Source organism: Paenibacillus hamazuiensis (assembly GCF_023276405.1).
In the GTDB taxonomy this organism is placed as follows: domain Bacteria; phylum Bacillota; class Bacilli; order Paenibacillales; family NBRC-103111; genus Paenibacillus_AF; species Paenibacillus_AF hamazuiensis.
In genome coordinates, this window is the sequence record NZ_JALRMO010000001.1 from 3,436,335 (window position 1) to 3,450,206 (window position 13,872).

The window sequence follows — 13,872 nt, forward strand, 5'->3', positions numbered from 1 at the left end:
TTTTTTATCCGGCAGCTGCCGCATTACGAATGTTTGACGGCGGAAACGACGACGCGGGGGCCTTCGACTGCTATGACCACAACCTCCGTATGAACCGGAATAAACTCGCCGCTCGTCACGACATCGACGCGCCGCCCTCCGATTTCGGCGATTCCGGACGGCCGAAGCGGAGTAACCGCCACACCGGACGACCCGAGCAATTGCGTTTTCGGCGGGCTCGCTACGAACCCCTGGTCGGTGTCCAAACGTTCCCGCAAAATAAACCTGTTCCAAATTCCGCGGTGTTTGAAAATCTTGACGACGACAGCCACGACGACTGCGGCGATCAGAAACGCAATCCCCAGCGATATGGCCGCCTGCTTCGTATTATATGCGGCCATGACGACGCTTCCGAACAGACAAGCAATGCCGATAATCCCGAGTATGCCGAAGCTGGGCACAAAAATTTCGATAACAAGCAGAACGGCACCGATCGCAAACAGCACCACGTCCTCGATCCCGGCGAAACCGGCCATATAGTGGCCGAAAAAATAAAGCCCGAAACCAAGCAATCCCAGTATACCGGGCAATCCGAACCCGGGTACGAACAGCTCGATCGCAATGCCGGCAAGCCCGATAACCAGCAGCAGTGCCGCCACGTACGGACTCGTCAAAAAGCGCGCCAGCTTCTCGGCCGGCGTCGGTTCGATCGTCTGTACCGGGTGGTCTGCCGCATTCAGGTACTGCAGCACCTCGTTCAAGTCTTTGACGATCTTTTCGGCGTAACCGACGGCGACCGCCTCTTCGGCCGTTAGGCTGACCAGCTCGCCTTTCTGCACCGTGCGGTGAATCGCGGCCATCTCCACGCCCGCGTTTTTGTCGACCATCGCTTCGGCAATGCGCGGGTCCCGCCCTCTCAGTTCCGCCGCAGCGCGCATCTCGCTGGCCCAGTGTGCGACGACTTTGGCGCTCTCCACCTCCTTGCCGGCTCCGTCAACAACCGCGGCTGCCCCGATCGAACTGCCCGGCTCCATCACGATCGCATGGGCATTCAGCGCGATATAACTCCCCGCGGATACCGCCTTTCCATGAACGTAGGCGATGACGGGAATCCGGCTCGACCGGACCGCCTCTCCGATTTCCTCGGCTGAATCGACTCGTCCGCCGAGCGTATCGATGTCGAGCACGATATACATCGCCCGCGACAACTCCGCCTCCCGAAACGCCCGCTGCAAAAATTTTTCCAGCCCCGTTTCGATCGTTTGGTGTACCGGAACGACAACAACAGGAGCGGAAGCTGCCGAATGAACCGGCGGCGGAACGGCCCGCGGCTCCGCCGCAACCGCCGCCCCTCCGATGACGGACAGCGCCAGAAGCCACATAAGCAGCATAACGCCGACCTTTTTTACCGATGGATTCACATGGTTCGCCTCTTTTCGTCGAATCCTATTTGACCTCAGCAATGTGTAATACGCAGCAAACCGCCAACTGTTTCAAATATGCCGGAAACGCCCCGGCAATGTGCGCAGCATCCGCCTCGCACTGCAGCCTTAAACGGCAAAAAAACACTCCCGGATAGAGAGTGTTTTTTCATTCACATTATGATAGGCTTTGCTGAACAAGCTGGTTAACCAACTTGCCGTCAGCACGTCCCTTGACCTTAGGCATCAGTGCGCCCATGACCTTGCCCATGTCCGCTTTCGAAGAAGCTCCCACTTCTTGGATGGTCTGCTCTACAATGGCTTTTACTTCTTCGTCAGTTAACTGCTGCGGCATGTATTCGGACAATATGGCGAGTTCCGCCTGCAAATTCTCGGCCAAGTCGGCACGCCCGGCTTTCTCAAATTCTTGGAGGGAATCTCTTCGCTGTTTGATCTCACGATTCAGAACGTCAAGCACTTCATTGTCATCTAAGGTTTTACGCTGATCTATCTCAATGTTTTTGATAGCGGCTCGAACCATACGGATTACGGAGAGTTTAAACTTGTCTTGACTCTTCATCGCTTGCTTCATGTCTTCGTTCAATCTCTCGCTTAAGCTCATCGATCAAAAGCCTCCTAGAACTTTCTCTTACGAGCAGCCTCGGATTTTTTCTTGCGCTTTACGCTAGGCTTCTCATAATGCTTGCGCTTTTTAACTTCCGCTAGAACGCCGTCCTTGGCGATGGAGCGCTTAAAGCGACGAAGTGCAGCATCTATTGTTTCATTCTTGCGAACTCGAGTTTCTGACACCAGTTTTCCCTCCCTCCGACAGACCGTCCAAGACGAAAAAAACAAATCACTCAAATTTCATTATATGTGAAAATGAAACCGGGTGTCAACCTGTGCATTTACTTACTGTTAAGCGGCCCTAATTTTTCGCCGCCCATGACATGAACATGCAGGTGGTACACGACTTGCCCGCCTTCGGCGCCGCAGTTGTTGACGAGGCGGTAGCCCGATTCTGCGATTCCGGTTTCTTGGGCGACCTGCTGCGCGGCACGGAGCACCTCGCCCATCAGTCCCCAATCGTCCTGACCTACATCATTCATCGAAGCGATATGCTTCTTGGGAATGACCAGCACGTGCACCGGAGCGGCCGGCTGAATGTCGTGAAATGCAACGACATGTTCGTTTTCGAGCACCTTCTTGGAAGGGATCGTTCCCTCTACGATTTTGCAAAAAATACAGTCCATCCTCGCTTGCCGCCTCCCGTAACTATTCCTTTACTAAAAAGCTTTTCTTCTATCATACCTAATTTTTCCGCAAAAAGAAAACGGCATCGCTTTTTATACAGCGTTGCCTTAAAAAAAACGGATTTCAAAAAGGGTTAATCTGCGCGCTCCATCCATTCATATGCGAAATCGACCGCCTGCTTGAATCGTAAACGAGCCGTTTCACGCACCCCCTGCTTGGCTCGTTCGTATTCTTTTTGCTCCATCCACGTCACATTTTGATCGCGCGCTTCCTTATAATGATTCCAGCTCGCCACAAGCCGGCTGCAGCACTCCCGGTCGCGATCCGATCGCAGCCCTGACTCAAGCCGATTAAAATACCGCTCGATCCGCTCATCGCACATCGCGAGCTCCTGCTTCCAAAAAGCGATTTTCGACTCCTCCGTCGCTTCGATCAGATTCACCATGATCAGCCGAATATGAAGCGCCGTCTCCACCCAAGAGTCCATGACGGCTTGAAGCGGGTGCATATGACCGCTGTCAGGCAGCTTGAATTGCGAAACCGCCGAACGAAGCGACATGCTGGCGCGCCTCGCCTCCTGTATAACGTCGTTCATCTGGACGATATGGCCTTGCTGCACTTCTGCCGAGGCAAGTACTTCCTCGCTGCCCGCCGCCACCTGCTGTATCATGGAAGAGATGTGATTGATCGAATCGGCGATGGCCGAGGTACTCCCGGTCACCCCTTCGAGACTGGTCTCCACCTGCTTCATATTTCCGGCAAGACCGTCCAGAAAACGTTCCATATCTTCGTATTTCGTATATGCTTTTTGCATGATCCCCATGCCGGAGACGACGGTTCCCTGCATTTGTCCGATGGAGCCGCGCAGCTCCTCCGCTTGTGAGGACAGCGCCTCCAGATGCTCTGCAATACCTTCGGTCGCCTGCTTCGTTTGGCCCGCAAGCTTCGTGATTTCCTGCGCGACGACGGCAAACCCTTTGCCATGCTCGCCCGCACGCGCGGCTTCGATATTCGCATTCAGCGCGAGAAGCTGCGTTTGCGTGGAAATGTCCGAGATCAGTCTCGTCGTCTCGGAGATCATCTCCAGCGCCGCTTCCAGGCTCGCCATCCGCTCGCCGACACGCCGGCTCTCTTCCGTAATGGTGCCCATCTGCCGGGCGGCGGAGGAGATTTCCTGCTTGCCTTCCTGCATCTTCGCCACAAAAGCTGCCGCGTCCGCAACTACAGCCCCATTCATCTTGTTCACATCCTGCAGCAGCGAGTGCATGCGGCTCATCTGCTCAGCGACCTGCTGCGTATTTTCGGCCGAATCCTGAATCCCTTCCGCGATTTCCTTGATCGTCGTCGTAACTCCGTCGACCTGCTCGGCGACAAGCTGGGATTTGGCACTCATCGTTTCCACATGCTTATGGAGTTTCTGGGAACTTCCTTCCACGATGCGGATGAGCGCCTTAAGACCTTCCATCGCTTTTTTCACCATAAAAACAAGCGGATGTTTGTAACGTTCCGCCGCCGGACTTCCCGAGCTGAAATCCCCCGATGCCATCCGGCCGAGCAAATCCGTCACTTTCTTTTGCGAAAATACGATAAATAATGGTTTCATAGACACCCCACCCTTTTTATATATGTAAGATATTATTACACATAAAGAGTTAAAGAGCTATAATTTGTTATGTTTTCTTACATGAAAATATAAATAGTTTTTGGGGAAACGTCAAGAGAGAATGCCCCGTGCCGCCCCCCTAAATCCCCCCACCGGGGGGACCCCAGGCGCTCGGGCGCCCTGGACCCGCCTGGTTTGCGCAACCGCTCGCTTCTAGTTCGCGTTTTGTCCGGCATGGATTTTTTTGCTTTCAGGCAAAAAATCCGATGCCGGACACGCTTTACATTTGGTGCGGGGCCGGATGAGTGACCGTGTGCCTCAGGCCCGCGTTTGTCCTGCCATGGTTTTGCTCCGCAAAACCTGCCATCGACACGCTTTACGTTTGGTGCGGGGCCGGATGAGTGACCGTGTGCCTCGGGCCCGCGTTTGTCCTGCCGTGGTTTTGCTGCCGCAAAACCTGCCATGGACACGCTTTACGTTTGGTGCGGGGCCGGATGAGTGACCGCGTGCCTCGCTCCCGCGTTTGTCCTGCCATGGTTTTGCTCCGCAAACCTGCCATGGACACGCTTTACGTTTGGTGCGGGGCCGGATGAGTGACCGTGTGCCTCGGGCCCGCGTTTGTCCTGCCGTGGTTTTGCTCCGCAAAACCTGCCATGGACACGCTTTACGTTTGGTGCGGGGCCGGATGAGTGACCGCGTGCCTCGCTCCCGCGTTTGTCCTGCCATGGTTTTGCTCCGCAAAACTGCCATCGACACGCTTTACGTTTGGTGCGGGGCCGGATGAGTGACCGTGTGCCTCAGGCCCGCGTTTGTCCTGCCGTGGTTTTGCTGCTGCAAAACCTGCCGCGGACACGCTTTACGTCTGGTGCGGGACGGATGAGTGACCGTGTGCCTCAGGCCCGCGTTTGTCCCGCCGTGGGTTTGCTGCCGCAAAACCTGCCGCGGACACGCTCTACTTATTTGATTGCCCGCCCCGCCTACATAAATCAAAAAGGCGACGTACGCAATTTATGCATACGCCGCCTTTGTTTATTTGGCAAGCTCGTTCAGCGATTCGGGTGTCCAGTCTTTCACGCCGTTGTCCTCAATGATGCCGATGACAACGTCCGTTATATCCGGATCGGAAATCAATTTATCTTGAACGCGGAATTTGATATCGTCCGCATCGGCTAAAGTCAATCCTTTACGCAGCTCAATCATGGCATCGACGTGATAATATCGCCCTTCCTGGATAATCCGGAAATGGTTGATGTCCGTAACATCCTTATCCGAAAGGATGATCATCGCAACTTTTTCCGCCACATCTCGCGGGGCGGCTACGCCGATCAGGCCAACCATATTATCATAGCCCACCCGGAACGCAACCCCGATCATCAACAAACCTATGACGATGGTCACGACTCCGTCAAGAGCTTCGAACGTTGTCAGGGATGTAATCAAAACCGCTATCATGGCTAATAATGCGCCCGTAACGGCAACCAGGTCTTCGTAAAACACCAGCCGGGTAGGCGGCGCTGAACGGCCCACATGTTTAAAAGACGCCCAAATAAATCCTAATCCGGCGGTCTGAACTCTGGCCTCTTTTGTGATCTCCTTCATGACTTTGACCAAGATCGCGCCATCGACGACAAGGTTAAGCAGCAATGCGCCGACGTTTAGCCAAAATCCGCCGCCGGCCTGAACCGGATGTTGAACCAGATGCCATCCTTCACGAATAGTTTCATAAGCCATGATGCTTACGACAATGACGGCAACCATACAGAAGATGTTAATTACGCGTCCGAAGCCTGTGGGAAATTGGCGGGTAGGCTTTTTCTCCGCCAGGACGCTGCCTGCAAACACAAACCCTTGGTTAATGCTGTCCGCCAAAGAATGCATCGCGGAAGCAAACATCGCTCCGCTGCCGCTCATGGCGGCGCCTATCCCCTTGGCAGCGGCAATAAAGGCATTGCCGACCATCGCCAAAGCGGACGACTTGTTCCCTTTCTTGATCAGTTCAATCCAATTTTCTCGTTCCGGTTCGGGGTCCATCGTTTCCTCCTGCTAAATTTTAAATTCATGAATTCTGTCCGGGCATGATAAATATGAAGCCCAGTCGTCAATAAGTATTACGAACAACGAAGCCAGCAGTTTCACGTTTAAAAGGGTTTCGGGCACGCAAGTTTATTTAAAAATAACGGGCGCCATCAAAAACGCCAAAGAAAAAACAAGCAGTATGTATATTGTTTTATGATTTAACCTTTTATTATTCGGCGACTTGAACCAGCCTTTGAATTGAAAATAATTCCGATACAGAACAAACCCTACGATCAGGTTCGAAACGGCAAAACACCAGGATAAATCGCGGTTCCAACCTATAGTTTGATTCAACATATAAATTTCAGCGGTCCCCAAAACGTAAATGAGAATCATTAAAATAAATATGAACCTTAAAAACTCCAAAAGAAATGCAATCAACCTCAGCATTTTAACCTCCGTTTTAGGGGCCGAACGGGCGATTTCGGAACGGTAAACGGTTGCCGGAGTGGCAATTTGTGAACTTTCATCGTATGGAGGGAAATAAGTTGATGAATAAACCCTCCACAACCGTTACCGTTTAAAAATGACGTTTTTGAGCCAAATAAGCTCGGCAGCGACCGTTAACCTGCCGTATACATGACGCGCATGCCATCAAGGATTATTTCCGTTTAACTTATCTTACCATAAGCAGCGGATATTCCATATCCGGTCCGCTTTATCCAGACTGCCTCCAAGTCACAACAAGCAAATTCCCACGGTGCAGCCGGCAAAAACAAAAACCCCCGCCTAAGGCGCCAGGGTTTAAAGGTTTGTCGTTATCTCTGAAAAGTTGACCAAACGGACAAAGAGAATACACCGGCAATCGGCAGTACCAAGCGGCGGAAGCGCGGATCCGGATGATAGCCGAACATATAAGGATATGTGTATGGGAATGGATATGAGTATGGGTGCGAATACGGGGAAGTATACGGAAACGCCGGCGGAAACCCGAACGGATCAAAGGCTCTTGCCTCTATCTCGGCGATATCGCCGATCGGTACCGCCAAATACAAGCGTTCTTCGTCCACATGCTCTACAATCCCGTCGTACATGCTCCCATCCGTCATGCTAATGACTACATACTTGTGCATATGTCTCCTGCAAAAGGCGACCACTTCCGTTTTATCCATAATTTCAAAGCCCCTCCCTATCGGCAATCACTTAAAATCAGGATATTCGCCCACATCGAATAGGTTCCTGCGCAAAATTAGACCGATAGTCTATAATCCGGTAGACTGGCGACGTTTTTTGGCATATACTTAAAACAACCGGAATTTCGAACGTGGGAGGTGATTCCGTTGTCCGATTTGATGAGAGCCGCGACGCGCAAAAAAAAGCAGTACATGATCGACGTCGCGCTCCGCATGTTTATCGAAAAAGGCTTCGAAAACGTGTCTGTCGACGATATTATCGCCGCCACCAATACGTCCAAAGGGACGTTTTACCACTATTTCAAAAGCAAGGACGAAATTATCCGCGAAGTTCCCAAACGTCAGGACGACATCATCCGCAAATGGATGAAAGAACCGACATCCAAGGTGCCGTCCCTGGAAACGCATATAAACCGGTTGTTTTTAGACTTGGCGTACAATATTCGCAAACATCCGAAGCTGATCCGCAGCCTGTTGTCGATGTCGCTGCAAAACGGCCCGCTGGCGAATCCGGAAAAAGACCATCAGCAGCTGCTCTACAACAGTTTGCTGCATTGGCTTCCGGATCAAAGCAAAGTGGAGCTGTTAGTTTCCGTTTATTGGGGAACGCTGTTAACCTGGTGTACGGATGAACAAGGAAATTTGGTTGAAATGGTTCGCGAACGGCTCGCCAGAGTGTGGTCCGGCATACGCACGGATCAGCCGGTGGCGCCGATTCAGCTCGAACCGAAAACGAAGGAGGAAACGACCATGAGAGTAGCGATCATTGGAGGCGGTCTCGCCGGGTTGACCGCGGCCGCATATTTGTCCGAGCATTCGGGCGTAGAAGGTGTTTTGTTCGAACGCAGTCCTCAGTTGGGGGGCCGTGCCTTTACCTATGAAAAATCCGGCTTTACGCTCAACTACGGAGCGCATGCCATCTACGGCATCGACCGCCACAGCATCGCCGGCATGGAGCGGGAGCTCGGACTTTCCTTCAGCTCCAAACAAGTCGATAAACGCAAGGTCATGTATGCGAAACACGGGCAGCTCACTCCCGCTCCGCTCGATTTCGTCAATCTGATGCGAACGGAATTGCTCAGCACGATGCAAAAGGTGCGTTTTGTCGGGGAGATCACGGCGATCATCGCCCACATCCATAACGTCAAAAATTACGCGACGTTGGGCGACTATTTGGCTGAATCGGATGCAGACGAGGATGTCAAGGAGCTTTGGGAGCATCTCGTATGCTCGAACTTCTTCATCACTCCGGAGGAAGCGCGCAAAGTGCCCGGTCCGGTCATCAGCGAATATTATCAGAACCTGTTTCTGTCGAGCCGCCCCGTCAATTACATTCTCGGCAGCTGGGCCGTCATCACGAACCAGCTGCGGCAAAAAATCGAATTGTCGGATCGGTGGGAGATCGCATTGCAGGAAGGCGTGGACGGTATCCGCTATGCCGACCGGCAGTATTACCTTAAGACGAAAAACCGCGAGCTCGCTTTCGACCGAGTCATTTTCGCCATGCCGGTTCAGCAGGTCGTCAAGCTGCTCAAGGGCACGGCGTGGGAGCCGTTCGTAGCGCCTTACGAAAACAACACGGCAACCGAGGTTATGGTGTACGATGTCGGCCTCTCCAAAGTCGTCGCCCGTCCGTTCAGCTACATCAGCGATATGGACAACAAGCTGTTCATCAGCGACGTGTCGGCGACCGACCATACGCTTGTGCCGGAAGGCGGGCAGCTGCTGCAAGGAATCGCCTATTTAAAGGACAGCTTCGATGATGAAACGGAGCGGAAAACATATCTGGACAGCAAGACGGAGCAAATGGAACAATTGTTCGATCATTATTATCCGGGCTGGCGGGACCATGTAGCCGTAAAACGGGTTTCGAAGAAAGCGATGGTTTCCAGCGTAAAAAACACCGTGGACAACAAGCTGCTGCCGGTTCGTATAGAAAGCGTGCCGTTCGTTTTCTGCGGCGACGGCTGCGAAGGCAAAGGCGAGCTGGCGGAGCGCGCATTTTCCAGCGCCCGGCAGGCGGCGAAGCTGATTTTGGAGGAGCTGCGGCAGCCGATCGCCTCCAGGTAACCCCATCTTTTCAAAAAAAGGGCAAATGTAGAGATGACCTTGAAAGTCTCCTTTTTTCGACAGGAGATCCGTCAAGGTCTTCTTCGTTATTGAAGGCGGCTAGGAAACGGACTTCCCTTTGTTATCCGCCATATATTGGGTTGAGCCTACGTATTCGCGGAACGATCGAATCCGGTCTTTTTCGAATTCAAACAGTATTGCCAGTTCATTGCCGTAGGGTGCGCCATCCAAAGTCCCTTCCGCACGGAACACCACGATCCCGCAGCGGTCATCCTCCAATTCGATAACCGGGGTCAGCCGAACCGCCAAATGTTCGCGCTCGAACCGGATCAACTCTTCGAAGCGCCTCGTGCCCCGCTGTTCTCCCTTCCATTCCGCAAGCGGTAGCGGAACGGTAAAATAAAAATCCTCGGATACGAGGGAAAGAAAATCCGCAACCTCCCCTTCTTCAATTGCCCGGCGAAAAGCTAAAAAAGCCTCGTTTTTCCGCATATTCCTTTTCTCCTCTCCCATTTGTCTTCGAAGATAAGAATAACAGGAGAACAAGACAGAACCTGTCTTGTTTGGGGAAAATATCAATTTTTCTTACGAATCTTTTTATCCGGCTTGTTCATGTTGCTATCCCGACCCTCATACAGATAGATTAGGAATCCTGCATTCCGCGATCTGTACGAGAGGTGACGGATATGATGCAACCTGCCGAATATCAACACAGGTTAATGCAATTTCAGAAGGCTTATTGCTCCTCCATGGATTGGAAAACCATCGCCGTCAAACTTCACGAAAGAGTGATTTATTTTGCCCATCAAGCTTCCTTGCAGCAGGAGGGATTGAAGAAGTTCGCTTGGGAGACGAAAGCGCTGCGCATATTAGATGACTTGACGCTGGGCATGAGGGAAGAGAAGTTGAGGGAAGGAGCCGATGAGGAGATTTGCGATTATTTGATCATGATCTACCTCGCCTGCTCGATTCATTTGTCGGCAGGCAACGACCGGAAGGCGATCGAGCTTATGAAGGGATTGCTGCGGAAACCATAGCGTTTTTCAGAGGAGGCTGCAGAGGATGAGTTTACAGTTCAGTTCGATTTTGCGGGCCGCTTTCAATTACAATCAGATGGAAAAGGCCAACGAGGTGTTACAGCGCCAACTGACGACCGGGAAAAAGTTTTCCTCCCCCGCCGACAATCCTTCCCTGTTCACCCGCATTTCCCGGTTTCAGCGCGAGGCTTCCGGCTATAGTGCGTATATAAGCAATATCGACGAAGGCAACACAGTCATGTCGATCGTCACGGACGCCGCATCCCGGCAGCTGTCGTTTTTGCAGAAAATGCTCGAGCTTGCGCAAAATGCCTCCAATTCGAATCAAAACGACAGGGACACCTACAATACGGAATATCAGAAGCTTTACTCCGAACTCGATCCAATCGTAAATAACGCGACGTTCAACTCGCAAAAGCTGCTGGACGGCACCTATGCGGCAACAGGACTCATGATCGCAACCGGACCCGGTCAAACCTACGAATTAAAAATAGCCAATACGACCGCATCAGGATTAGGGTTATCCACAAGCGGATCGATCTCCTCGAAAAATGCCGCCACGACCGCAGCCGCCAATATTCAAAACGCGATCGTCATGCTTACGAATGCGCAAACCGGTTTCGGCACCGACGGGTTTATTTTGTCTTCACGTTCCAGCATCATGGAGAGCAAGCAGACGGAACTGAACGCGCTCGTCGAAAAATATCAGCACGTCGATTTGGTTCAGGTGTCGGCGCAATTGGATCAAAATAAACTCATTCAGCAGTATACACTTGCGGTCATTGCATCGATCACACAATCTCAGCGGGATATGGTGAAATATCTTTTTTCGAACGTATAGGAACAACACTCCGGTTACCCGAAGCTGCCGCGATGCTGATGTCATCGCGGCAGCTTTTTATGTCAATAGCGTGACGAGCGCTTGTACGGTTTTGAAAAGGGCGGCCGCAAGCTTCGCGAGGCCGGTGATCAGGCCCGGAACGCTGATGCCGGGCGCTCGCTCTGCGCCGGGGGCGCCGGCTGTGGCGGATGAGGCGGGTGAGGCGGGCTGCGCCGCATCCACCGCGGCAGCCGCGGAGGCGGGGCCGCCTGCCCCGGCAGCGGTTGAGCCGCCGCCCTGCGGAGCGGCGGCGCTCAGCTTGTCGCCCGGGGACGGGGCGACACCGCTTTGGCCGGCGGCAGCCGAAAGGCCCGCCGCTTTGATTTGCACGGTGCGGGACGCCCCGTCCCAGCTCACCGTGCCGCCGAACGCCTCGCCGACGAAGCGGGCGGGCGCCATCGTAAAGCCGTTCACGAGCTGCGCCGGCGTCTCGAGTTCGACTGTCTTGCCCCCGACAGTCGCCCGTTTGTCGCCGATTTTCAGCACGACGGTCGCATCGCCCTTCCGCGCGGTCGCGGTTTGCGTCGCCGCGTCCCATGTAATCGCGGCGCCGAACGATTCGAAAATCGCCCGCAGCGGCGCCATCGTGCTGCCCGAAATAATGACCGGCGGCTGCTCGTACTTCTGATCGGCGCCGTTGATGGCGACGGACACCTGCGAGCGGATCGGGAACGTGCTGCTCCCCGCCTTCTCGCCGTTTTTATTATAGACCGCAATCTCGAATACGGAGCCGTCAGGCACTTGTCCGGCCTCCAGCTCGATGCCGTACGGCGCCTCCGTCCGGGTCGCGATCACCTTTCCGTTCAGCGAATATTCCAGCTTGCCGATGTAAATGTCGGGAATTTTGACGAATGGGTGGATCGTCGTTTTTTTGGCAAACGCCGCGGTCCCGCCCAGCTTGACGAAGCCGACGCCGTCCGCCGGTTTGGCCCCGTTTTCCACCTTGCTTAAATAAAACGGGCTGGAGATGAGCTTCGCATAAGCCGCCTTCAGCTCCGGGTTCGCGCTGAGCAAATAATTGTTGCGCGACTCCCTGTCTTTCAAGTCGACGTTATACCACGTGATCGCTTTCAGTCGCGGATATTTGTGCGGCATCACATTATACAGGCGGTCCATGTTCATCAGCGCCCAATCCGTAAACGATTCCTCAGGAATGTGCGCATAATGCGAAACCGCCGTTTCGCTAATCATCAGCGGCTTGCGGTCGGCATACGTTCTGTACAGCTCATCCAACCGTTCCACGGGGCTCGTACCCTGCATGTTGGCCTGCTGCGGATCGCCGTTCTCGTACGGCTCGGTATACAAGCTGACGCCGACCCAATCGACGTAATCGTCCCCGGGATAATACGCATGCATCGAATAAGCGGGAACGTCGCCCGGGCTCCACACCATCGCCACGTTTGGCGCTTCCTCGGCCATCACGTCGTGGACGAGACGGAATTTTTCGATATATTTTTGCGGATCCCCGTGCCACGGAACCCAGTCTCCGTTCATCTCGCTGGCGTAGCGGAGAAAGATCGGAATGCCGGACGCCTTCGCGTCGCGCGCCCACCTGCGCAGGTAATCGTTATCGGCGACCGTGTCAAGGCCGCCCGTCGGCTCCCAGCCGATCTGCAAAGCGGCGCCGGCCTCCTTGGCCCGCATCGCGTGCTGCTTCGGAAACTCTTTGCCGACCTGCGAATACGCCAAAAAAATCGCATGCGGCTTGCCGTACACCTTTTCCGCGCGGGTAAAATAGTTCAGCATCTCCGGGTCCTGTTCGGAATACATGCCGATGTACAGCCCGTATTCGGGCTCGAATTTGGCCAGCTTGCCGCCGGCCGGAGCCGCTTCCCGCCGCAGCGTATCCTCGTCTGCGACCGACATATAAGCTTCGATCGTCGTGCGGATTTGCTCCGCTCGCTGCATTTTGACAGCGCCCCAGTCTTTGCCCGCTTTCAGCCAATATGTATTTTCCAGCTCGTAGTAACGGATCGCCTCGTCATATTGCTTGATGCTGTCAAAGTATTCGTCCAGACGTCCGCAAAAGAGCGCAGCGTTTTCCCAATCGCCCTTTGACGCATAAAAGTCGACCAAAAACTTCCAATGCGGCACCGCATCGGCCGGTTTGCCCGATTTGACGGCGGCATCGGCCGCCTGCCAGCGGTCCCATATCGCATCCGCCCGCACGGTTTGCGGCTCGGATAAACCTGCGCAGAGCGCCAGCGTCAGCAGCAGGCTGATTGCCGGCTTCGTCCATTTTTTCCTAGGTTCGCGACTCATGTTGTTTCCTCGTTTCGTTCGTAAAATAAGTGCCTTGTCTCCGATAGTAAAGCATGCGGGGTGGGATGTAAAGGATCGGCAAGCCGGGAAACTTCCGTTTTTCTGCCTGCGGGATAATGCGTTGTTTGCCTGACTGTACGCCGACGGCCCCGACCAG

12 protein-coding genes are annotated in these 13,872 nt (G+C 53.7%); 3 read left to right on the plus strand and 9 right to left on the minus strand.

The window, feature by feature from the left end:
• Positions 1–23: 23 nt before the first annotated feature.
• From MYS68_RS15255 to MYS68_RS15285, 7 genes are all read right to left on the minus strand, one after another.
• Entirely contained in the window at positions 24–1,400 is a 1,377-nt protein-coding gene (locus tag MYS68_RS15255) for an NfeD family protein (RefSeq protein WP_248926664.1), read from the minus strand.
• A 178-nt stretch (positions 1,401–1,578) separates the two neighbouring features.
• Positions 1,579–2,022, minus strand: coding sequence for a GatB/YqeY domain-containing protein (locus MYS68_RS15260; protein WP_248926665.1), 444 nt, complete (start codon positions 2,020–2,022; stop codon positions 1,579–1,581).
• A 14-nt stretch (positions 2,023–2,036) separates the two neighbouring features.
• On the minus strand, positions 2,037–2,210 hold the full coding sequence (gene rpsU, locus MYS68_RS15265) for a 30S ribosomal protein S21 (RefSeq protein WP_010491812.1): 174 nt from the start codon (positions 2,208–2,210) through the stop codon (positions 2,037–2,039).
• 98 nt (positions 2,211–2,308) lie between these two features.
• Complete coding sequence (locus tag MYS68_RS15270) at positions 2,309–2,653, minus strand: histidine triad nucleotide-binding protein (RefSeq protein ID WP_248926666.1); 345 nt, start codon at positions 2,651–2,653, stop codon at positions 2,309–2,311.
• A 134-nt stretch (positions 2,654–2,787) separates the two neighbouring features.
• The gene (locus tag MYS68_RS15275) at positions 2,788–4,257 is read right to left on the minus strand and encodes a methyl-accepting chemotaxis protein (protein ID WP_248926667.1); all 1,470 of its coding nucleotides are present in this window, start codon (positions 4,255–4,257) and stop codon (positions 2,788–2,790) included.
• Between the two features lie 1,029 nt (positions 4,258–5,286).
• Positions 5,287–6,288 (minus strand): cation diffusion facilitator family transporter, encoded by a 1,002-nt coding sequence (locus MYS68_RS15280; RefSeq protein ID WP_248926668.1) that lies wholly within the window; start codon positions 6,286–6,288, stop codon positions 5,287–5,289.
• A gap of 803 nt (positions 6,289–7,091) precedes the next feature.
• Complete coding sequence (locus MYS68_RS15285) at positions 7,092–7,445, minus strand: hypothetical protein (protein WP_248926669.1); 354 nt, start codon at positions 7,443–7,445, stop codon at positions 7,092–7,094.
• A 159-nt stretch (positions 7,446–7,604) separates the two neighbouring features.
• On the opposite strand from MYS68_RS15285, the gene MYS68_RS15290 reads away from it, so the two are divergent.
• Entirely contained in the window at positions 7,605–9,536 is a 1,932-nt protein-coding gene (locus MYS68_RS15290; RefSeq protein ID WP_420852121.1) for an FAD-dependent oxidoreductase, read from the plus strand.
• Positions 9,537–9,635: 99 nt separating this feature from the next.
• On the opposite strand, the gene MYS68_RS15295 is transcribed toward MYS68_RS15290, so the two are convergent.
• The gene (locus tag MYS68_RS15295) at positions 9,636–10,028 is read right to left on the minus strand and encodes a nuclear transport factor 2 family protein (protein WP_248926671.1); all 393 of its coding nucleotides are present in this window, start codon (positions 10,026–10,028) and stop codon (positions 9,636–9,638) included.
• A 257-nt stretch (positions 10,029–10,285) separates the two neighbouring features.
• Between MYS68_RS15295 and MYS68_RS15300 the strand changes: the two genes are divergently transcribed.
• Both MYS68_RS15300 and MYS68_RS15305 read left to right on the plus strand, forming a co-directional pair.
• Positions 10,286–10,573 carry a hypothetical protein gene (locus tag MYS68_RS15300; RefSeq protein ID WP_248926672.1) on the plus strand — a complete coding sequence of 96 codons (288 nt, stop codon included), beginning with the start codon at positions 10,286–10,288 and terminating at the stop codon, positions 10,571–10,573.
• Between the two features lie 25 nt (positions 10,574–10,598).
• On the plus strand, positions 10,599–11,414 hold the full coding sequence (locus MYS68_RS15305) for a flagellin (RefSeq protein WP_248926673.1): 816 nt from the start codon (positions 10,599–10,601) through the stop codon (positions 11,412–11,414).
• Between the two features lie 57 nt (positions 11,415–11,471).
• On the opposite strand, the gene MYS68_RS15310 is transcribed toward MYS68_RS15305, so the two are convergent.
• Positions 11,472–13,715: a stalk domain-containing protein gene (locus tag MYS68_RS15310; RefSeq protein WP_248926674.1), complete on the minus strand. Its 2,244-nt coding sequence runs from the start codon at positions 13,713–13,715 to the stop codon at positions 11,472–11,474.
• Positions 13,716–13,872 lie beyond the last annotated feature (157 nt).

What these genes read in the sequence shown, in the direction of transcription:
- MYS68_RS15295 (WP_248926671.1), bottom strand. Translation starts at nt 10,028, where the DNA reads ATGCGGAAAAACGAGGCTTTTTTAGCTTTTCGCCGGGCAATTGAAGAA.
- MYS68_RS15305 (WP_248926673.1), top strand. Translation starts at nt 10,599, where the DNA reads ATGAGTTTACAGTTCAGTTCGATTTTGCGGGCCGCTTTCAATTACAAT.
- MYS68_RS15260 (WP_248926665.1), bottom strand. Translation starts at nt 2,022, where the DNA reads ATGAGCTTAAGCGAGAGATTGAACGAAGACATGAAGCAAGCGATGAAG.
- MYS68_RS15300 (WP_248926672.1), top strand. Translation starts at nt 10,286, where the DNA reads ATGGATTGGAAAACCATCGCCGTCAAACTTCACGAAAGAGTGATTTAT.
- MYS68_RS15280 (WP_248926668.1), bottom strand. Translation starts at nt 6,288, where the DNA reads ATGGACCCCGAACCGGAACGAGAAAATTGGATTGAACTGATCAAGAAA.
- MYS68_RS15285 (WP_248926669.1), bottom strand. Translation starts at nt 7,445, where the DNA reads ATGGATAAAACGGAAGTGGTCGCCTTTTGCAGGAGACATATGCACAAG.
- MYS68_RS15310 (WP_248926674.1), bottom strand. Translation starts at nt 13,715, where the DNA reads ATGAGTCGCGAACCTAGGAAAAAATGGACGAAGCCGGCAATCAGCCTG.
- MYS68_RS15275 (WP_248926667.1), bottom strand. Translation starts at nt 4,257, where the DNA reads ATGAAACCATTATTTATCGTATTTTCGCAAAAGAAAGTGACGGATTTG.
- MYS68_RS15270 (WP_248926666.1), bottom strand. Translation starts at nt 2,653, where the DNA reads ATGGACTGTATTTTTTGCAAAATCGTAGAGGGAACGATCCCTTCCAAG.